Raw genomic sequence first — 18698 nt, 5'->3', positions numbered from 1 at the left:
GACAGGGTGGGATTCAGGCCGCGGTTCGGGCTTGAGGGGTTCGGGCTTGGGGGGTTCGGGCTTGAGGGGACTTCGGCATCGGCGGCGGGTTCGGTGTCGATGCCGGTGCCGGGTCCGACGCCGGGTCCGGATCGGGGGCCGGGGGGCGCAGGTGGCCGTTCTCGTCCGGCACGACGCCGTGCTCGCGCAGCGCCAGCCGTAAGCCGCGCAGCGCGTAGTACACCCGGGACTTGACCGTGCCCTGCGGGATGCCCAGGACCTCCGCCGCCTCCTGCGTCGTGCGGTCCTCCAGGAACGTCGCCCGGATCACGTCACGGTGGGCGGGGCTGAGCGCCCGCAGCGCCTCCTGGACCACGATCGAGGAGAGCATCCGCTCGATGTCGTCCACCTCGGCGCCCAGTTCGTTCAGCCAGGTGGCGCCGCCTATCTCCAACGGCCGCGCCATCCGCGTCCGGTGGCCGTCGATGACGAGGTTGCGGGCGACCCGGAACATCCAGGGTCGTACGGCCATCCCCTCGTCGTCGACCAGGTTCCGCTTGTTCCAGCAGCGCAGCAGCGTCTCCTGGATGACGTCCTCGGTACGGTGCGTGTCCCCGCCCAGCATGCGCAGCACGTACGTGTAGAGCGCCGGGCCGTGTTCCAGGTAGAGGTCGCGCAGCGCGCGCTCCTCGGACGAGACCGCGCTCGCCGATCCGATGACGGTGACGTTCATGGAGTGCTCCTGTTCCTTGGGAGGACCGGCCCCGGTCAGGGGACCGGAGCCGGGGCCTCCGGGGGAACGGAGTGTCGCGAGGGGCGTTCCACGTTCGTTTGACGTCGGGTGTACGAAGCGATGGACGAGCCGGTCACGGCCGGTGTGACCGTGGGTAGCCGTGAGGCGTACGGGGCGGCCGGGCTCGGCCGTACCTCTCTGATGTACGCGTCAGATGTATGCGTCAGACGTGCGCGTCAGACGTACGCCTCCAGGGCGTCGACCTGTCTGCGGACCTGTCCGACGAGTGCCGCGTAGCCGGGAGGCAGCAGGCCGCCCCGGTCCAACATGGCCCACATGTGGAGGAGTTCACGCCCGTGGGCCACGACGGCCCGGTCGTCGTCGAGCTGCTGCCAGGCCGCCGCCGCCCGCGCCACCTCCGCGGGCGCCCGGCCGTCCCCGGCCCCGCAGCGGATCCGCGCCACGGCCAGCGCCAGCACGATGGCCTCCCGGTGGTCGCCGCGCAGATGCGCGAGGTACGCCTCGACGGCCCGCGCCTCCACGGCGTACGGGTGCTCGGCGCCCATCGAGCCCGTCAGGCTCTCGCGCAGCGCGGTCGCGTCGTCGAACGCCTCGTCGAGCCGCCCGTCGGAGGCCGACGCGTTGATGCGGGCGATGTGTTCGGCGAGGTCGGCGGGGAGCTGGGTGGTGACGGCGGGGGCCGCGACGGCGGCCGGGTCCGGCATCTCGGCCCGGGCGGCGGCCGTGGCGCGGGCCCGGGCGACCGCGGTGGCGACGGCGGAGGCGGTGGCCGCGGCGGGGGCAGGGACGACGACGGTGGCGGGAGCGTCGGCACCGGCAGGGGCAGGGACGACGACGGTGGCGGGAGCGTCGGCAGCGGCGGGGGCGACAGGACCGGTGGGCGCACCGGGGTCGGCGCCGGCCTCGGCAGGGGCGGGCGCTTCGGCGGGGGCGGGAGCTTCGGCGGCCGGCTCGGCGGGCGCCTCCTCCTCCGGTTCCAGGACGCCGCTCGACCCGTCCGGAAGCACCTCCAGCAGGAACCGGGCGGCGCCGGGGCCGTCGTACACCGTCGCCACGACGGCGCCGTCCCGCTCCTCCGCGTACCCCTGAAGGCGGTCGAGGACGGCCTCGTGCACGGACTGGCCGGGCTCGGGGACCAGGGTGTGTCCGTCGATCTCGGCGAGCCCGTCGCCGGAGATGTACACATCGAAGCGGGTCATGGCTGTCCTCCTCATGCTCAGGTGGTGGTCGGCGCGGGGCCGGTCGTGGTCGCGTCCGGGTCGGGTGTGACTCCCGGAGTGGCACCCGAGGGAGGGGCGCCGATGCCCTGGTACTTGGCGAACTGGGCGCGGACGGCGAGGACATAGCCCTGGGCCTCGTTCGTCTGCGGCACCCCCTTGGCCGCGCGGACGGCGTCCATCCCGACGTCGTAGCCGGCCAGCGCGAGGTCCAGGACCGTGTTGGTGGTCCCGTTCCCGTCGCTCTGGTTCACCTGGCCGGCGTCGATCATCTGCTGGCCCTGCTTGGCGAGTTCGCACATGTACCGGCCCTGCGCCATGATCGAGTCCTTCGCGTCCAGGGCCGAGGTCTTGCCGTTGTCGTCGTCGTCCTTGCCGTACGTGCTGAAGAGGTCGGGCGGCAGTTGCGAGAGGCCCAGTTCGCCGTTCGGGCCGACCAGCGCGCTGTTGAAGCCGGACTCCTTCTCGATCTGAGAGGCGATGACGATCGGGCCGATGGCCCCGCACAGTTCGCCGGCCTTCTGGATGGGGTCCACCAGGTCCGCGGGGACGGTGGAGGTGTCCAGCTCGCCCTTGCCGTCGCCCTGGAAGATGCCGAGGGTCTGGTCCGCGGTGTCCTGACTGGGGGGATCGCCCCCGCCTCCGTGGAACAGCAGGTACAGCGCGATGAGCGGGGCCAGCAGCACGCCGAACCCGCCCATGATCACCACGACGACCAGGGTTCCGGCCAGGGCGAGCGGTGACAGCAGGCAGCCGCAGCCGGTGCCCGCGATGATCCCGTTCCGCACGGCGGTCGACGAACCGCCTTCCCCGCTCTCTTGGCTCATGAGCGCCCGCCTTCTTCCCCTCGCCTTGAACCGCTGCGGCCACACGGCCCGTTGTGCTGTCCGACGGGCTCGACAGATCCAAACGGGCCCCGGGGCAAATAAGTTCAAACCAGTGGAAACCAGATGAGCCAGAGCAGCCGATCTACGAGCGAAGAGGGGGGCGGGCACTCATGAGCACTCCTTCGGGGATGCCGTCGGGCCCGGGGTCATGGGTACGGGGTCCGAAGAACCCGCAACCGGCACCACCGCGACCACGACCGGCCCCCGCCGACCCGTCGACGGCAGCCGCACAGCAGCCCGTCGCGCAGCCCGCACCGCAGCCCGTCACCCACACCGGGACACAGGCCGTCGCGCAGCCCGCGCCGCGGCCCGTGGCTCAAGCCGCGCCGCAAGCCGTGGCGCAGGCCGTGGCTCAGCCCGTACCGCAGGCCGTACCGCAAGCGGCGGCGCAGGCCGTGGCCCAGCCCGTCGTGCAGCCCGCTCCGCGGTCCAGGACCGTTCCGGCGCGGACCGGGGCCGGGCGGCGGACGGCCCCGGCCTCCGGGGCGGAGCCGGCCTGGGGCCGGCCGAAGGCGCCCAAGGTGGCCCGCGCCGCGTCCCGTGACGAGGTCGGCTGGGTCAAGGCGCACGGCGGCTCCGGCGCGACCTCGCTCGCCGAGCTGTTCGGCGGGGTGGAGGTGGGGGCCCGGTGGCCGGACCCCGCCCGCGGCGAGCCACGCCGGGTCGTCCTGGTCGGCCGGACCAGCGCCCGCGGGCTGCGCTCCGTCTCCCAGGCGCTCGGCGCGCTCGACGGCGGCGACGCCCCCCAGGGGCTCGAACTGCTGGGCGTGGTCCTCGTGGCCGACGCCCCCGGACGGCTCCCGCTCGGTCTGCTGCGCCGCGTCCGCGTGCTCCGCTCCGTCGCCCGGGTGCACCGCGTCCCGTGGATACCGGCCTGGCGCACCGGCGGCAGCCCCAGGTCCGTTCCCAGGCAACTCGCCACGCTCGCCAGGCTGGTGGGCGCCGACATCCACGGCGAGGGAGCCGCGTCGTGACCCAGCCCCTCCTCGACGCGCGCTTCCTGGCCGCGTACACCCCGCCCGTGGAGGCCGACACGATCCTCGGCCTGCTCGCCTGGTGCGCCTCGGCCTGCGGTGTCGGCGGACTGATCATCGTCGGCATCCAGATGGCGCTCCAGCTCCGCCGCGGCGATCCCGGCGAGGGCGGCGAGCACTTCCGCGGCGTCTTCTTCGTGACCCTGAGCTGCCTGGTCGCCACGTCGGCCGGTCCGCTCGTCGCGGCCCTCGGCAGCCTCCAGCTCCTCGGGCCCTGACCCCGCCGCACCTTCGCGCACAGCAAGTCACCCTCCCGCCCACCGCTCGTGCCGGGCGCCGAACCCCTCGGAGATCCTCATGTCCTCTCTGCTGTACGAAGCCACCAACATCCTCGCCGCCGGCGTCCCGCAGCCCGCGGCCAACGCCCCCGGGGAGCTCACCTCCAAGGTCAACACGGTCCTCGGCATAGCCGCCTGGGCCGGCACCGCCGCCGGTGTCGCCGGAGTGCTGATCACCGGCGCGATGATGGCCATGTCCGTGAAGCGGGGCGAGAGCTCGGAGCACATGAGCCGGCTCGGGATGGTGCTCGGCGGCTGTGTCCTCGTGGCCACCGCGGGCCCGCTCGTCAGCTTCGTCTTCGCGTAGGCCCGGCGGACGGTCGTGATGTTCAAGCGCAGGGAGCGCCGGCTCGAGGAATCCGGGCCGTACTACAAACAGCGCAGTTGGCAGCTTTCGGCCGGATTCCTGGCCGTCGTGGTCGTGGTGGGCGGCGTCGTCACCATGCTGTCCGGCCCGGACACGACCGCGGCCCACGCGAACGCCGCGGCCACCGAGGGCCCCCTGGCCGGCCCGTCCGCGAAGGACGGCCGGCCCCGGGGCTGCCGTACCGACGACAGCGCCGGCACGGGGCTGCCCGACAAGGCGCCCAAGGACGTCGGCTGGCGCACGCTCGGTGTCGCGCGGGTGCCCGTCTCCCCCACCGCGGGGCCGACCCTGATCCAGGGACCCCTGTGGTGGTGCTACGCGCACACGCCCACCGGGGCCGCGCTGGCCGCCCACGTCATCCCCTCGCAGATGAGCGGCTCGGACTGGCGCACCGTCACCGAGCAGCAGGTCGTGCCCGGCCGGGGACGCGACATGTTCGAGTTCCAGCGGGCCACCGTGCAGAGCACCGACAGCCAGAACAGCGGCACGGCCGTCGCGTCGTACGTGGGCTTCTCCGTGAGCTCGTACACGGACAAGGCGGCGACGGTCCGGCTGCTCCTCAAGAGCGCCCAGGGATACGCGGCGACCGACATCTCCCTGCGCTGGAGCGGCGGCGACTGGAAGCTCCGGGCCGACGACAACGGCTCGCTGCACTCGCCGGTGTCGGCCGTCCAGAGCACCAACGGCTTCATCCTTTGGGGGGTTTGACGTGAACTGCACGTCCGGGAACCCGGTCATCGACCTGGTGAAGGGGTTCTTCAGCTTTCTCGGTGATCCCATCGGGACCATCGTCGACCTCATCGCGAAGACGATCCTCGCGGGCGCGGTCGCGGTGTTCGCGGCGCTGACCACCAACGTCCCGACGCTGGAACAGACCCAGACGTCGAAGGACATCAGCAGCGACACGCAGTGGATCGTGGTCTACCTCGCGGTCGGCTCGCTGCTGTTCGCCGCCTGCCGCATGGCCATCGAGCGCAAGGGCGACGCGGGCCGCACGGCACTGAAGGGCATCATGCGGGTGGTGCTCGTCTCGGGCGCCGCCACCACCGTGGTCGTGGCCGCCGCGGCCGTCGGCGACAGCTACTCCAACTACCTCTTCAACAACGCCGTACGGGACTCGCTGAACAACGTCGGGGCCTGCTCGGACGGCAGCGGGATCCAGTCCTTCCTGCTGCTGGTCCTCGCGTTCCTGCTGCTGATCGCCGGGATCGTCCACACGGTGCTGATGTACATCCGGCTCGGCGTGATGATGCTGCTGCTGGGCACCCTCCCGCTGGCCGCCGCCGCCTCGATGACCGACTGGGGCTCGGGCTGGTGGCGCAAGCACATCGGCTGGATGATCGCCTGGCTGCTCTACAAACCCGCCGTCGCCCTCGTGCTCAACGCCGGCATGGCGATGATCAACTCGGGCAAGAACAGCGGAACCGGTGACGTCAGCACCATCAACACCCGGATCGCAGGCATCGGCGTCATGCTGCTGTCCGCCATCGCCCTGCCCGCGCTGCTCAAGCTCATCGTGCCCGCGACCGCCGCCATGGGCACCGGCAACCCGATGTCCTCCATGGGACAGGCGGGCTCCAGCCTGGCCAGCGGCGCGGTCCAGCTCGGCGGCAGCCGCGGCGCCTCCGGCGGCGGCGGACAGATGGGCCCGAGCGGGGCGACCGGATCCGGCGGCTCGGGCGGCTCGTCCGGAGCGGGCGGCTCCTCCGGCGCAGCGGGGGCGGGCGGAGAGTCGGGCGCGTCCGGAGCGAGCGGCGCGAACGGCGCGGCCGCGGCGGGCCGGGCCGGTGCCTCGGGTGCCTCCGCGGCGGGCGGCGCGGCCGCGGCCGCCGGACCCGCGGGGGTCGCCGTTCTCGCGGCGGTCGCCGCGGCACAGGTGGCCAGTTCCACGGTGACCGGCGCCGTAGAGGGCGCCGACGGCGAACTGGGCCACAACAAGTGACCGCCGTCGCCTGACCCGCCCCCTCCCGTACGACTCCCCCCTTGAACGGCCGCCGGGTTCCCGCTCCCCCCGCGGGAACCCGGCGGTCTCACCGCGCCGCGCCCGACCCCCGTCACCTCACGAAGGGAAAACGGACCCATGTCCACGGAAGCCGTCATCCATCCGACCTACGGAAACTGGCGCAGGCCACGACGGCCGGGGCTCGGACCGCTCGGACTCGTCGGCACCTTCGGGGTGTTCGGCGGGCTCATCATCACCCTGCTCGCGTCGCTGATCTCGCTGTACGCGGCGCTGGTCGTGCTCGTCCCGGTCGTCGTGTTCCTGGTCCCGCTCGCCATCCGCACCCAGGACGGGCGCAACGTCTACCAGTTGGTCACCCTGCGCGTCGGGTGGTGGCGCCGCAAGGCCAAGGGCGCCCACCTGTACGTCTCCGGCCCGCTGTCCGCACGCCCCGGCGGCCGGTTCCGGCCGCCGGGCCTGCTCAACAAGGTCACCGCGACCGAGGGCCGGGACGCCTACGACCGCCCGTTCGGCGTGCTGCACCACCCGGTCCGCAACCTGTACACGATCGTCCTGGGCTGCGACCCCGACGGCGGTTCGCTCATCGACCCGGACCAGGTCGACGTATGGGTGGCGCTGTGGGGCGAGTGGCTGGCCCGGCTGGCGCACGAACCCGGTCTGAAGGGCGCCACCGTGATCGTGGAGACCGCTCCCGACCCGGGCACCCGGCTCGCGCACGAGGTGCTGCCCCGCATCCACCCCGACGCCCCGCCGGCCGCCCGCGCGGTCATGGAGGAGGTCGTGGACCGGTACCCGAGCGCCTCGTCCGAGATGCACACCTACGTCACGCTGACCTACGGCGTCCCGCCGGGCCAGCGGCGCAAGAAGGACGACGTGATCGCCGATCTCGCCGTCCGCATCCCGGGCCTGCTCAGCGGGCTCGTCGCGGCCGGCGGGGGTGCCGCCTACCCGCTGTCGGCCGAGCGGATCGCCGAGGTCGTCCGGGTCGCCTACGACCCCGCCGTCGCCGCCGACGTCCTCACCGCCCGTGCCCAGCAGGGCGGAACCGGCCTGGAGTGGGACGACGCGGGCCCCGCCGCCGCCGTCGAGACCGTGAACAGCTACCAGCACGACTCCGGTGTCTCGCGCACCTGGCTGCTGACCCTGGCGCCGCGCGGCACCGTCCGCTCCTCGGTGCTCCGGGGCATGCTGGAGGCGGCCCCCGGCACCCGCCGCAAGCGGGTCGCCCTGGTCTACCGGCCCATCGACCCCGCCACCTCGGCCCGCATCGTCGAGGCGGACCGGCGCAGCGCCCAGTTCATGGCCTCCTCCGGCAAGGGCATGGTGCAGGCCCGCGCGGCCTCCGAGGTGAGGGCGGCCGAGCAGACCGCCGCGGAGGAGGCCTCGGGCGCGGGGCTCGTGGAGTTCTCGCTGATGCTGACCGTCACCGTGGACAGCCTGGAGGAGCTGGCGGACGCGAGCGTCGCCGTCCGCAATCTGACCGCCGCGTCCCGGGTGCTGATGCGGCCCGCGGACCGGATGCAGGCGGCGGCGTTCACCTGCACCCTGCCCGCCGGGATCCTCCCCTGGGAGCAGACCCTCGTCCCGCACGAACTCCAGGAGGCGCTGTGAGCCGGCGTGAGCAGAAGCAGGCCGAGCGGGCCGACCGGCTGGCCGAGGAGCGGCAGGCGCTCACGGCCGTGGACGGCGGCCGCTCCGCACGCGAGGACAGCGGGACGGACCCGTCCGCGCGGAGGGGGACGGTGCAGCGCTCGGAGAAGAGCGCTGCGAAGGGCAGTGCGAAGGGCGCTGCCAAGGGCACGGCGAAAAGTGCGGCGAAGGGCGCTGCGAAGCCCAAGGAGCTGTTCGTGCCGCACCGCGGCTGGTACGGCGTGGGCGGCGGGCGCGTCGGCTACATGGATCCGCCCACCATGTGGCGGGCCACCACCGTGCAGGCATGCGGCATGTGGCCCTTCGCCGCGGGTTCCGGATCTCCGATGACCGGGGTCCCGCTCGGGCAGCACCTGTTCACCGGCGCCACCGTGTGCGGCGACCCGCTGAACTGGTTCACCCGGGCCCGCTACATCTCCAACCCCTCCCTGTTCATGCTCGGCATGCCGGGCCTCGGCAAGTCCACCCTGGTCAACCGCATGCTGATCGGGCTCGCCGCGACCGGCGTCGTCCCGCTCGTCCTCGGCGACCTCAAGCCCGACTACGCCGACACCGTCCGCGCGCTGGGCGGCCAGGTGATCTCCATCGGCCGCGGCCGGGGCGGCATCAACGTCCTCGACCCCGGGGCCATGGGCGAGGCGGCCGTGAAGATCGGCGGCGAGGCCGGAGAGGTCCTGAAGGCCGAGGCCCACGGACGCGTGCTGAACATGGTCGCCGCCCTCATCACCATCGTCCGCGGGCGGCCCATGGACGACCACGAGCAGTCCGTGCTCTCCGCCGTCCTGCACCATCTGCGCGAACGGACCCCCGAGGGACGGGCGCTGCTGCTGCCCGACGTGCTGCGGGTGCTGACCGAGGGCCCGCCCCGGGTGCGCGCGGTCACGCTCGACCGGGGCGACGACGCCCGCTACCGAGACGCCGTCGACCCGCTGCACCGCTCCCTGCTCGGCATCCTCGACGGCCCGCTCGGCGACACCTTCGCCTCCGAGACCTCCACCCGGATCGATCCCGACGCGCCCGCCGTGTGCATCGACATCTCCGGCATCGGCGAGGCGGACACCCAGCTCACGGCCGCCGCGATGCTGGCGGCCTGGTCGGACGGCCTCGGCACGGTGGCCGCCTCGCACGCCCTCGCGGACGCCGGACTCGCGCCCAGGCGCTGGTTCTTCACCGTCCTCGACGAGCTGTGGCGGCCGCTGCGCGCGGCATCCGGCATCGTCGACCGCATCGACGCCCTGACCCGGCTGAACCGCTCGCTCGGCCTCGGCGACGCGAAGATCACCCACACGCTCAAGGACGCCGAGGCCCTCGGCACCGACGCCGACCGCGCCAAGGCCCGCGGCTTCGTCGAACGGGCCGGGATGGTGGTGTGCGCCGGGCTGCCGAAGACGGAGATGGAGGACCTGGGCAAGGTGGTCGGCCTGTCCCGGCGCGAGATCGAACTCGTCTCCTCCTGGTCCTCGCCGCCCGGCTGGGGCGTCAACGGCGACAACGAGGAACCGCCCGGCCGCGGCCGTTTCCTCATCAAGGTCGGCGGCCGCCCCGGCATCCCCATCAAGGTCGCCATCACCGACGCGGAGCGCCGGCTGCACAACACCAACACCCGCTGGACGCCGAACGAGGACGCCGTCGAGAAGGCCGCCGCCCGCGCCGCCGAACAGGTGGCACGCGCCGCGCGCGAAGGCGTCCACGGCTTCCCCGGCACCACCGGCGGTCCCGGCGCTCCCGGCACCGAGGCGGCGGCCGGGCGGTGGACCGCGTGAGCGCCCCCCGCGGCGGGACCGACCCGCACGACCTGCTGCCGTGGGCCGTCGTCGCCCTCGCCGCCACCGGCCTGCTGGTGTTCACGGTCGTCTGGTCCGGCGGCACCCTCGGGTCCGGGCTCTCCGGCAGCGGCTGGGCCGCCCCGCCGTTCGCCCTGTCCACCGTCACCCGCCTCGCCTCCGACGGGCCGGGCGCCCTGTGGCCCGAGGCACCGGCCGCCGCCGTCTACGCGGGCATGGCCGGGCTGCTCGCGCTGGTGACCCTGCCCGTCGCCGTCGTCGTACGCCTCCTCATGGACCGTTCGGCCCGCCCCAAGGGGCTGGCCGGGCGGCGGGAACTCGCCGCGATGTGCCCGAAGGGCATCGAGGCCCGCGCCCGCGACCTGCGCCCCGGCCTCAAGGGCCGCGACCAGGTGCACCCGGACGAGACCGGCAACCTCCTCGGCGACCTGGAGCCCAAGGGCCCCGAACTGCGCAGCAGTTACGAGGACGTGGAGCTCGACCTGATGGCGCCCCGCGCCGGCAAGTCGACCGGCATCGCCGTCCCCCGGGTGCTGCGCGCCCAGGGTGCCGTCCTGCTGACGTCCAACAAGGCCGACGTGTACGCCGTCACCCGCGCCGAACGCGCGAAGGCGGGCACGGTCTGGACGTTCGACCCGCAGGGCATCGCCCACACCCCGCGCGCGATGTGGTGGAACATCCTCGGCGAGTGCCACACCATCGAGGGCGCCCGCCGGATGGCCGGCCACTTCGTCGCGTCCGTCAACGACGACAGCGCGAAGAAGGACTTCTGGATCTCGGCCGCCCAGAACACGCTCACCGCGCTCTTCCTCGCCGCCGCACGCGGCGGGACCCCGCTGACCGAACTCCTCGCCTGGCTCGCCGATCCCGCCGACCGCACCCCGATCGACCTGCTCCGCCAGGTCGGACTCGGCGCGATGGCCGAGCAGTTGCAGGGCACGGTCCGGGGCGCGGTGGAGACACGCGACGGCATCTACGAGACCGCCCGGCAGACCGTCTCCTGCCTCCTCGACCCCGAGATCCTCGCCTGGGTCACCCCCGACCCCGGCCTTCCCGAGTTCCGCCCCGACGAGCACGTCCTCGGCCACGACACGCTCTACCTCCTGTCCAAGGACGGGGGCGGTTCGGCGGCCGGCGTCATCGCGGGCCTCGCGGACGCCACGATGCGGGCCGGTGTCGTGGCCGCCGAACGCATGGGCGGACGCCTCGACCCCCCGCTGACGGCGGTCCTCGACGAGGCGGCGAACGTGTGCCGCATCTCCGATCTCCCCGACCTGTACTCTCACTTCGGCTCCCGCGGCATCAACGTCGTCACCCTGCTGCAGAGCTACCGCCAGGGAGCCCGGGTGTGGGGGGAGGTCGGCATGGACGCCCTGTGGAGCGCGGCCACCATCAAGCTCCTCGGCGCGGGCCTGGACGACGCCGACTTCGTCCAGAAGATCTCCACCCTCGTCGGCCAGCACGACGTGCGCACCCCGAGCGTCTCGCGCAGCAAGGACGGCACGTCACGCTCGTACTCCTACCGCCAGGAGGCCGTCCTGCCGCCCGACCGGATCCGCGCCCTGCCCAAGGGCACCGCGCTGCTCCTCGCGACCGGTGTCAGGCCCGCCCTGATCCGGCTGCGCCCCTGGTACAAGGAGCCCGGGGCCGGCGCCATCTCGGCGGCGGCGAAGGCGGAGACGGCGGCGATCACGGAACGGGCAGCCGGTCGCGCCCTGCCGGGTGTGACCCTGAGCAAGCCGGAGCCCGGCCGGGACGTCGCGCCAGCGTGACCGTGCGCAGCACCAGTTCGGCGGGCCCGTACCGGACCCGGCTCATCAGCAGTGCGCCGAGGGCCAGTTGGGCGCCGTACAGGAGCACGCAGCCCGCGAGGACGGCGGCCGTGCCGACACGGTCGTAGAGACCGAGCCCGTACCCGGTGAACACACAGGCGAGGACGAGCGACTGGGTGAGGTACTGGCTGAGCGCCATGCGCCCGGAGGCGGCGAGCACGGCCGCCACCGGGCGCCGGGCGCCGGCCAGGAGGAGCACTCCGCACGCGTACGACACCGTGAGCGCCGGCGCGGTCAGCAGCGACACCGCGTGCCCGACCAGGAACCACCGGCTGTCCAGGGGGCCGTTCGCGCAGCAGGCGGTGACGACACCGCCCGCCAGACCCGCCGGCAGCCACCGTGCGAGGGTCCGCCGCAGCCACACCCGGTCCCGGCCGCGCCGCTCCACCAGTGCGGACTTCGCCGCCGCGAGTCCCGCGAGGAACGCCGCCAGCATGTCCGGCGCGTACATCAGGTTCGCGCCGAGTGCCGAGGGCAGCTCGCGCAGATGCGCCCCGATCACCGACGAGGGACCGCCGCGGTAGGCGGCCACGGTGTCCGCGACCAGGGGCGCGTACCGGGCCGGCGTGACCGGTTCGGTGAGGGCGACGGTGAGCAGCCCGTACCCGAGCAGCAGGACGGCCAGGCCCGCCACCAGAGCGGCCGCGAGGCGCACGGCGGCCCGGGACGTGAGGTCGCGCAGCCCGTACAGGATCAGCCCGAGCGCGGCGTACGTCATCAGGATGTCGCCGGGGTACAGCAGCACGGCGTGCGCCAGCCCGAGGCCGAAGAGGCCCGCCGTGCGCCGCAGATGACGGAGTCCGGCCGCGGGGTCCGACGGCCGGGCCGCGCGCCGGTCGAGGACGAAGCTGTAGCCGAGGAGGAAGGAGAAGAGCTGATAGGCGGTGGTCGTCGCGGTCACACCCCACGCCGCCGCCCGGTCGACGGCCGAGGCCCCGGGCCCGCCGCCGAAGGGGGTGTAAGGGCCCGCCATGAGCTGTGCGTTGACGAGCAGGATGCCGAACAGCGCGGCCCCCCGCAGCACATCGATCTCACCGACCCGACCGGCCGGAGCGCCCCCGCCGCCCGTCTCGTCCTTCCGGCCGCTCACGACGAGACCACGACGCCCGTGCCGAACGCCAGGGTCGAGGACAGGAACCATCCGAACGACGGCGCCAGCAGGTACCGCAGCGTCCACAGCCGGGCCGTGGCGGGCCGGTTCCGCGCGTAGACCACGGGCACGCGGCCGCCGACCGGCGGCAGCCCGCACAGCGGCCCCCGCCAACCCGGGTCGAGGACGAGCCCCCGCCCCAGGTGGTCGGAGAACACCACGAGCCCGCCCCACCGCCGGTCCGAACCCTCCCGGGGCCTCACCTGACCCATGACGCGCAGTCCGCGCAGGGACAGCCGCAGGGCCGCCAGCGCCGACCGTGTCGCCAGCGTCAGGAATCCGAGCCCGGATCCCGTGCACAGCGCCAGCAGCACCAACTCCGCGCCCATACCGATCCCTTCGTCCGCGAACCGCACCTGGACGCACAACGGGGCGCGCGTCCCACCGGTTCATACCCGCGCTTTGAACCACCGGACGCCACCGCCCCGTTGTGGGGGCGATCCCGCCCCGCACCCCGCGTGCGACGCCCTTGGAAGGAGCTTCGGCCCAGATGAGACGGACCCTGCGCGCCCACGGCCACCGGACGGCGGCGACCGTCACCCTGGCCCTCGCCCTGGCGGCGACGACGGCGCCACCGGCCGGTGCCGATCCGGCCGGGCCCGCCACCCTCGCCGAGGTGCACGCCGAGCTCAAACGCCTGTACCACGACGCGGAGGTGGCCACGAACAAGTACGACGCCGCCGACGAGAAGGTGACCGAGCAGGAGAAGCGCGTGCACACGCTGCGGACCCGGATCGAGGCGGCCGAGACACGGCTGGGCCGCCTCACCTCCCTGGCGGGGGCGGCGGCCCGCGCCCAGTACCGGGGCGACAGCCTGCCCGCCGAGATGCAGTTCGCCCTCTCCGACAACCCCGAACACGCCCTCGACAACGCCTCCTTGGCCCGGCAGGCGCAGCAGGCGACCCAGGGGGTGCTGACCGCCCTGACCGCCACCCGCGAGGACCTGGAGACCCGCAGCGACGACGCCGCCGACGTCCTGAAGAGCCTGCGGGAGAGCCGCCGCGCCAAGGACACCGAGCGCCGGGCGGTCGAGAAGCACATCGACGAGGCGAAGAAGCTGGAGTCGCGGCTGGAGAAGAAGGAGATCGAGCGGATCGCCGCGCTGGAGAAGAAGGAGGCCGACGCCGCCCAGGCGAAGTGGGTGGGCTCGGGCGTCCTCGACAAGGTCGGCACGGAGGCGACCCCCGCCGGCAAGAAGGCGATCGAGTTCGCCACCCGTCAGCTCGGCAAGCCGTACGTGTGGGGAGCCGAGGGCCCCGATTCCTACGACTGCTCCGGGCTGACCTCACAGGCCTGGCTGTACGCGGGCCACCCCATCCCCCGCACCTCCGAGGAGCAGTGGCGGCGGCTGAAGCGCGTCCCCGTGGAGGACATGCGGCCCGGCGACCTCATCATCTACTTCGCCGACGCCAGTCATGTCGCCCTCTACATCGGCGACGGCAAGATCATCCAGGCTCCTCGTCCGGGCCGCTGGGTGTACGTGTCCCCGGCCGCGTCGATGGAGATCCTCGGGGTGGTCCGTCCGGACGCCTGAGGCACGGAGGCCGGCGGGCGGCGGGCCTGAAGCCCGGACGTGGGAAGCCCGGACACGGGTCGAGGGGCGGACCGCGGGGGTCCGCCCCTCGCGGGGGTCCGCCCCTCGCCGGGATCCGCCCCTCGCCGGGGGCCACGGCCGGTGCCACCCTTGTGCCGTCCCGCATCGGCGCCCGTGTCGGCGCCGGGCCCCCGGACTCGCCGGTCCTGGGCCCGCCCGTCCGCCCCGCTCCGCCCCCGGACGCCCTCCTCAGCCCTCGGCCGGCGACGGCCCGGCCGACGGCCCGAACGGGTCGGCGGCGTCGACGGCGGGAACCTCCTTCGGGCGGTGCGAGCCGGGCTTGCAGCCGGCGAACACCCCGGACGGGTCCCGCAGGTTCTGCATGATCGGGGCCAGATAGTCCCGGTGCCAGCCGGCCGGACCGCTCAGACCGGCCTCGGATCCGGTGTCGCTCAACTCCCCCCAGGCGAGCCACAGCCCGTGCAGCTGGGCGACCGCCTCCGGATGCTCCCACCAGCGCGAACACCAGGGAGCCAGGGCGGTGACCTCCCTGCCGTAGACCGGGAGCAGCACGTGGTGCACCCACAGGGTGAGCTGCCGCAGCGCCCGGCCGTACTCGGGCGCCTCCAGGTAGAGGATGAACTTGGGGGCGGGAGGCGCCGCCTGCTCGGCGTCATGCGTCGGGGTCGTCATGGCGCTCCTTCCTGATGCGCGGCCGAAGCCGCGTCGGACAGTGGTCGAGGAAGCCGGGAAGCGTGAGACCCGGATCCCGGCACCACAACGCACGCGTGCGGTACGGGGTTCAGGGGCGCGGCGGATCCGCGCGCCGAGGCCGCGTTGAACCGCCCGGCGGTGACGTCCGTTGCTTCTTCGGCGACCGCCGAGAACGACCGCCGAACGCAACGGAAAGACGATCGTTCGGCACGGCGGTGCCACAACGCGGGCGAGCGGCACCGCACTTGCCGCTCCGGCAAGGAGGACCTCACGATGGTGGCTTTCGACGAGGCGAAGTTCAGGTCCGACGAAGCGGACATGAGAGCGGACCTGACGAAGTACAACCTGCACAAGGACCCGGCGTTCATGCAGGCCTTCAACGGCTACATGGACCGGCTCCACCTCAACGGGCAGTGGCTCAACCAGGGGTACAAGCCCGACGCGCAGTGGTCGGGCGACGCGGCGACCAACCTGATCGCCCAGTTCGACCGGCTCAACGCCCTGCACGTCCCGGCGGACTGGTGGCGGGCGAACCGGAAGCACAAGGACTTCGACCGGCTGCGGGACGCGAAGGCGCGGGAGACCTACGACAAGAAGTACCTCTGGAGCAAGACGGAGCCCTACTACCCGGCCCGCCAGGCCGCGAAGGCCGGCGGTCTCATCCTGGAGACGTCACCCCCGGGAAAGATCTTCAACGGCAGGAACTGCGGGTTCGCGAACTGGTCGGACGCCAAGGTCCAGGCCGACCTGTGGACGTACATGTCGAACCACTACGTGGACGGCACCCGGGGCCCGGTCGAGGCGATGATGCTCGGCGGCAGGGTGGACAACAGCGTCCTGACGAAGTACGAGTGGCCCCACCTGAGGGAGCGGATCGAGGCCGGTCTCGTCACCAACATGCACGTCAAGGTGATGGGCATCAGGAACGACTCGCAGGAGTCGGGGGCGTGGTCGCTGGAGACGAGAGCGACGTACAACGTGCACTCGCAGAACTCGTTCGACCAGATCCCCGCGCCGGACGACCCCCAGTTCGCGGACAAACAGAACCGCTGGCGCAACCAGGAGAAGGCGCGCAACGCGAGCAAGTCCTCGGCCAGTTCGTCGACCTCCCAGGAGAGCGCGGCGAGCGGTCATTCGCTGAAGACCTTCCACAAGGCGTTCGACGACCCCAACGCGGTGGTCGTCCTGGCGGACCCCGCGACAGGACGGGTGGCGGGCACGGAGAGCCCGAACGACCTGTCCCAGGTGGTGAGCCGTCAGCTCACCCGGGTGGACACCAACGCCTCGCTGCAAGGGGCGGGCAGGGCCGCGACCGTGGCGGCGGTGCAGGCCGAACTCCAGGCCCAGGCGGAGGCGGCCCACACACTCGACCAGAAGCTCGCGGCCTTCCAGGAGGAGCAGCAGCGACGGGCGAGCACGTCCGCCTGGCCCGGCACGCCGGACTACGGCAACCAGTTGTCGCAGGGCATGGCCGGCCTCGACCTCGGAACCTCCGCCGCGCGCTACTCGCCGACGGCGGACTACTCCCCGACAGCCGACTACTCCCCGACGGCGGAGGTGCCCACGACCGGGGACCACTTCCCTCCGGGCGGCCTCCCGCAGGGCGGCCCGACGACCGGGCAGCCGCACTACACCTACTCCCTCCAGGGGGGCGACGGACAGCACTACTCCTATCCGCTGTCCGCGTCACCCGACCAGGAGGAGTCGTTCGCCCCGCCGTCGCCGGTCGCGAACACCGAGATGTATCACCCCTCGTACACGAACACGCAGCAGCACACCCCGAGCACCGGCTCGGCCTCCTCCGAGTTCGGAGAGCCCCTGGCCCGTGCCCCCAGAAACCCCAGTCCGCCGTCCGGAACCCCGCAGAGCAGTTCGTCGGGGAAGAAGGCGAAGGAGCCGCCGAAGAAGGGGGGCGGCTTCGGGGCGTGGGTGAGGGGCGACCAGTACCGGAACAAGAAGGCCGGCGGTCCCAGCAAGAGGTAGGCCGCCCGGGACGGATGGCGGCCGTCGGCCGGAGAACTCTCCGGCCGACGGACGCTCCTCCCGTTGAACTGACCGGTGCCCGGCACCCGTTGTGCTCTCCGAACCCTGTCGGCGCCCGGCCGACGCCGTACGGCCCAGACGTCCGGAGGTACGCGCATGTCCAGTGTCCACGTACGGCGGTTCGCGGGTCAGGGCCTGCTGAAGCGCCGCCGGTCCGCGCCCGCCGCGCACGGATGCTACGACCGTACGGACCCGCCGCGTCCGGCCGACGGCGCCCGCTGGTTCCCCGACGCCCCGCTGCCGCCGGGGCTGCTGCCCCTGCCGAGCGGGTTCGAACCGCGCGGGGCCTGACCGTGGCGATCGACGACACGGCTCCCCGGGGCCGGGCCCGGCCGACCCGCGGCGGTTCCCGGTCCAGGCTGGCGCGTGACCTGCTCAGAACCGAGTACGGCCTACGGAACCAGGGACGCGGCGGGACGGGTCCGGCCGACGCGGACACCGTGTGGGAGCGGCTGCTCACCGAACTCCGGCGCCTGCTGCGGACCTTCACGGGCGGGTCGCGCTCGGCGCCGGGCGGAGGCGGAAGCGGCCCCGCGCCGGGCGCCGGAGGCTCGGCCCCCGGCGGAGAAGGCCCCGTCGCCGGCGGCACGGGAACCGTGGCCGACCACGGGCAGGGCGGCAGACCGGTCGAGGGACCGGGCGGCGGACCGGGCGACGGCTCCTTCGGCCGGGGCGGGGAGCGATCCGGCCCGGCGGGACCCGTACACGCGGGACTCGCGCTCCTCGAACAGCGCATCCTCCGGCTGCCGACGCCCGAGCGCGAGGCCTTCGAGGACGCGGTCCTGGACCTGGTCAGGAACAACAGGAAGTACCGCGAGGCGTTCGAGAAGTCCCCCGAGAGCATGCCGCTCGTCGCCCGCTGCGCCACCAACGCGTACGAGAGGGAGCTGGCGCGCGAGGCGCCCCCGGCGTCCGTCCCCTCGGGGCAGGACCCGGCCGGACGACGGGAGGACGAGGCCGCGCGGTCGGAACGCGAGCACCCCGCGCGGGATCGGGCGGTGTCGGCTGTCGCTCCCTCGGACCTCGACCTGCCGAGTCGGGCGGCCGCGCCGTTCTTCTCGACCCCGGAGTCCCCTCCGACGAGCCAGGCGTCCTTGCGGCCAAACCCGACGGACGGGCTCTCCCCGCTGCCCTACCCGGCGAGTCCGGTCTCCCCCGTGCCGTACGTGGCGCTCCCGGTCTCCCCACTGCTGAGCCAGGCCACCCCGGTGTCACCCCTGCTCGACCAGGCGACGCCCGTGTCATCCCTCCTCGACCAGGCGACGCCCGTGTCGCCCCTGCTCGGCCGGGCCACCCCGGTGTCCCCGACGCTCGGTTCCGCCCCCGTGGCGTCCCCGATCAGCGGTGACGGTCACCAGGTCCTGAGCGATTCGCTCGACGCCCTCTCCCGGTCCTCGGCCCCGAGGAACAACGGAACCGCTCCACGGCCCGGGACGCTCCGACCGCTGCCGCCCGCCGGCCAGCACACGTCCGCCCCGCCCGCACCGCGACGCGTCTGACATCCGCCGCACC

The 18698-nt window shown here is 73.5% G+C and carries 18 protein-coding genes; 12 read left to right on the top strand and 6 right to left on the bottom strand.

Features of this window, described 5'->3' with window-relative positions; translation table 11 throughout:
- Window positions 1-13: 13 nt before the first annotated feature.
- The 3 genes from ACFRIC_RS30980 to ACFRIC_RS30970 form a co-directional block, all read right to left on the bottom strand.
- Window positions 14-712 carry a sigma-70 family RNA polymerase sigma factor gene (locus ACFRIC_RS30980; protein ID WP_382792569.1) on the bottom strand — a complete coding sequence of 233 codons (699 nt, stop codon included), beginning with the start codon at window positions 710-712 and terminating at the stop codon, window positions 14-16.
- Window positions 713-948: 236 nt separating this feature from the next.
- Complete coding sequence (locus tag ACFRIC_RS30975) at window positions 949-1932, bottom strand: hypothetical protein (protein ID WP_382792567.1); 984 nt, start codon at window positions 1930-1932, stop codon at window positions 949-951.
- Between the two features lie 17 nt (window positions 1933-1949).
- Entirely contained in the window at window positions 1950-2777 is an 828-nt protein-coding gene (locus ACFRIC_RS30970) for a lytic transglycosylase domain-containing protein (RefSeq protein ID WP_382792565.1), read from the bottom strand.
- A gap of 407 nt (window positions 2778-3184) precedes the next feature.
- Between ACFRIC_RS30970 and ACFRIC_RS30965 the strand changes: the two genes are divergently transcribed.
- The 8 genes from ACFRIC_RS30965 to ACFRIC_RS30930 all read left to right on the top strand — a co-directional run bounded on the left by ACFRIC_RS30965 (window position 3185) and on the right by ACFRIC_RS30930 (window position 11685).
- Window positions 3185-3811: a DUF6668 family protein gene (locus tag ACFRIC_RS30965; protein ID WP_382792562.1), complete on the top strand. Its 627-nt coding sequence runs from the start codon at window positions 3185-3187 to the stop codon at window positions 3809-3811.
- Window positions 3808-4089: a hypothetical protein gene (locus tag ACFRIC_RS30960; RefSeq protein ID WP_365490179.1), complete on the top strand. Its 282-nt coding sequence runs from the start codon at window positions 3808-3810 to the stop codon at window positions 4087-4089. Before ACFRIC_RS30965 ends, ACFRIC_RS30960 begins: the two co-directional genes overlap by 4 nt.
- A gap of 79 nt (window positions 4090-4168) precedes the next feature.
- Window positions 4169-4456 (top strand): hypothetical protein, encoded by a 288-nt coding sequence (locus ACFRIC_RS30955; protein WP_355763305.1) that lies wholly within the window; start codon window positions 4169-4171, stop codon window positions 4454-4456.
- A gap of 18 nt (window positions 4457-4474) precedes the next feature.
- Window positions 4475-5224, top strand: a complete 750-nt coding sequence (locus tag ACFRIC_RS30950) for a hypothetical protein (RefSeq protein WP_382792558.1) — start codon at window positions 4475-4477, stop codon at window positions 5222-5224.
- Window position 5225: 1 nt separating this feature from the next.
- Window positions 5226-6458 carry a hypothetical protein gene (locus ACFRIC_RS30945; RefSeq protein WP_382792555.1) on the top strand — a complete coding sequence of 411 codons (1233 nt, stop codon included), beginning with the start codon at window positions 5226-5228 and terminating at the stop codon, window positions 6456-6458.
- Between the two features lie 138 nt (window positions 6459-6596).
- Window positions 6597-8090, top strand: a complete 1494-nt coding sequence (locus ACFRIC_RS30940; protein ID WP_382792553.1) for an SCO6880 family protein — start codon at window positions 6597-6599, stop codon at window positions 8088-8090.
- A 284-nt stretch (window positions 8091-8374) separates the two neighbouring features.
- Window positions 8375-9892 (top strand): ATP/GTP-binding protein, encoded by a 1518-nt coding sequence (locus ACFRIC_RS30935; RefSeq protein ID WP_382792883.1) that lies wholly within the window; start codon window positions 8375-8377, stop codon window positions 9890-9892.
- On the top strand, window positions 9889-11685 hold the full coding sequence (locus ACFRIC_RS30930; protein WP_382792550.1) for a type IV secretory system conjugative DNA transfer family protein: 1797 nt from the start codon (window positions 9889-9891) through the stop codon (window positions 11683-11685). Before ACFRIC_RS30935 ends, ACFRIC_RS30930 begins: the two co-directional genes overlap by 4 nt.
- Here the strand turns inward: ACFRIC_RS30930 and ACFRIC_RS30925 are convergent.
- Both ACFRIC_RS30925 and ACFRIC_RS30920 read right to left on the bottom strand, forming a co-directional pair.
- Window positions 11603-12835 carry a DUF418 domain-containing protein gene (locus ACFRIC_RS30925; RefSeq protein WP_382792547.1) on the bottom strand — a complete coding sequence of 411 codons (1233 nt, stop codon included), beginning with the start codon at window positions 12833-12835 and terminating at the stop codon, window positions 11603-11605. The two genes, ACFRIC_RS30930 and ACFRIC_RS30925, sit on opposite strands and share 83 nt — an antisense overlap.
- Window positions 12832-13224, bottom strand: coding sequence for a hypothetical protein (locus ACFRIC_RS30920; protein ID WP_382792544.1), 393 nt, complete (start codon window positions 13222-13224; stop codon window positions 12832-12834). Before ACFRIC_RS30920 ends, ACFRIC_RS30925 begins: the two co-directional genes overlap by 4 nt.
- Window positions 13225-13385: 161 nt before the next feature.
- Between ACFRIC_RS30920 and ACFRIC_RS30915 the strand changes: the two genes are divergently transcribed.
- The gene (locus ACFRIC_RS30915) at window positions 13386-14429 is read left to right on the top strand and encodes an NlpC/P60 family protein (RefSeq protein WP_382792541.1); all 1044 of its coding nucleotides are present in this window, start codon (window positions 13386-13388) and stop codon (window positions 14427-14429) included.
- A 249-nt stretch (window positions 14430-14678) separates the two neighbouring features.
- Here the strand turns inward: ACFRIC_RS30915 and ACFRIC_RS30910 are convergent, their stop codons facing one another.
- Window positions 14679-15122 carry a DUF4913 domain-containing protein gene (locus tag ACFRIC_RS30910; protein WP_382792538.1) on the bottom strand — a complete coding sequence of 148 codons (444 nt, stop codon included), beginning with the start codon at window positions 15120-15122 and terminating at the stop codon, window positions 14679-14681.
- Window positions 15123-15416: 294 nt separating this feature from the next.
- Here ACFRIC_RS30910 and ACFRIC_RS30905 point away from each other — a divergent pair, with 294 nt between their 5' ends.
- The 3 genes from ACFRIC_RS30905 to ACFRIC_RS30895 all read left to right on the top strand — a co-directional run bounded on the left by ACFRIC_RS30905 (window position 15417) and on the right by ACFRIC_RS30895 (window position 18685).
- Entirely contained in the window at window positions 15417-17126 is a 1710-nt protein-coding gene (locus ACFRIC_RS30905) for a hypothetical protein (protein WP_382792535.1), read from the top strand.
- A 156-nt stretch (window positions 17127-17282) separates the two neighbouring features.
- Entirely contained in the window at window positions 17283-17477 is a 195-nt protein-coding gene (locus ACFRIC_RS30900) for a hypothetical protein (RefSeq protein WP_382792532.1), read from the top strand.
- A 2-nt stretch (window positions 17478-17479) separates the two neighbouring features.
- On the top strand, window positions 17480-18685 hold the full coding sequence (locus tag ACFRIC_RS30895; protein WP_382792528.1) for a hypothetical protein: 1206 nt from the start codon (window positions 17480-17482) through the stop codon (window positions 18683-18685).
- Window positions 18686-18698 lie beyond the last annotated feature (13 nt).

It is taken from the genome of Streptomyces sp. NPDC056738 (assembly GCF_042790435.1).
Taxonomy (GTDB): Bacteria; Actinomycetota; Actinomycetes; order Streptomycetales; family Streptomycetaceae; genus Streptomyces.
This window is presented reverse-complemented; position numbering and strand designations above follow the sequence as displayed.

What these genes read in the sequence shown, in the direction of transcription:
- ACFRIC_RS30905 (WP_382792535.1), top strand. Translation starts at nt 15,417, where the DNA reads ATGGTGGCTTTCGACGAGGCGAAGTTCAGGTCCGACGAAGCGGACATG.
- ACFRIC_RS30915 (WP_382792541.1), top strand. Translation starts at nt 13,386, where the DNA reads ATGAGACGGACCCTGCGCGCCCACGGCCACCGGACGGCGGCGACCGTC.
- ACFRIC_RS30975 (WP_382792567.1), bottom strand. Translation starts at nt 1,932, where the DNA reads ATGACCCGCTTCGATGTGTACATCTCCGGCGACGGGCTCGCCGAGATC.
- ACFRIC_RS30940 (WP_382792553.1), top strand. Translation starts at nt 6,597, where the DNA reads ATGTCCACGGAAGCCGTCATCCATCCGACCTACGGAAACTGGCGCAGG.
- ACFRIC_RS30980 (WP_382792569.1), bottom strand. Translation starts at nt 712, where the DNA reads ATGAACGTCACCGTCATCGGATCGGCGAGCGCGGTCTCGTCCGAGGAG.
- ACFRIC_RS30910 (WP_382792538.1), bottom strand. Translation starts at nt 15,122, where the DNA reads ATGACGACCCCGACGCATGACGCCGAGCAGGCGGCGCCTCCCGCCCCC.
- ACFRIC_RS30950 (WP_382792558.1), top strand. Translation starts at nt 4,475, where the DNA reads ATGTTCAAGCGCAGGGAGCGCCGGCTCGAGGAATCCGGGCCGTACTAC.
- ACFRIC_RS30900 (WP_382792532.1), top strand. Translation starts at nt 17,283, where the DNA reads ATGTCCAGTGTCCACGTACGGCGGTTCGCGGGTCAGGGCCTGCTGAAG.
- ACFRIC_RS30920 (WP_382792544.1), bottom strand. Translation starts at nt 13,224, where the DNA reads ATGGGCGCGGAGTTGGTGCTGCTGGCGCTGTGCACGGGATCCGGGCTC.
- ACFRIC_RS30970 (WP_382792565.1), bottom strand. Translation starts at nt 2,777, where the DNA reads ATGAGCCAAGAGAGCGGGGAAGGCGGTTCGTCGACCGCCGTGCGGAAC.
- ACFRIC_RS30955 (WP_355763305.1), top strand. Translation starts at nt 4,169, where the DNA reads ATGTCCTCTCTGCTGTACGAAGCCACCAACATCCTCGCCGCCGGCGTC.
- ACFRIC_RS30935 (WP_382792883.1), top strand. Translation starts at nt 8,375, where the DNA reads ATGGATCCGCCCACCATGTGGCGGGCCACCACCGTGCAGGCATGCGGC.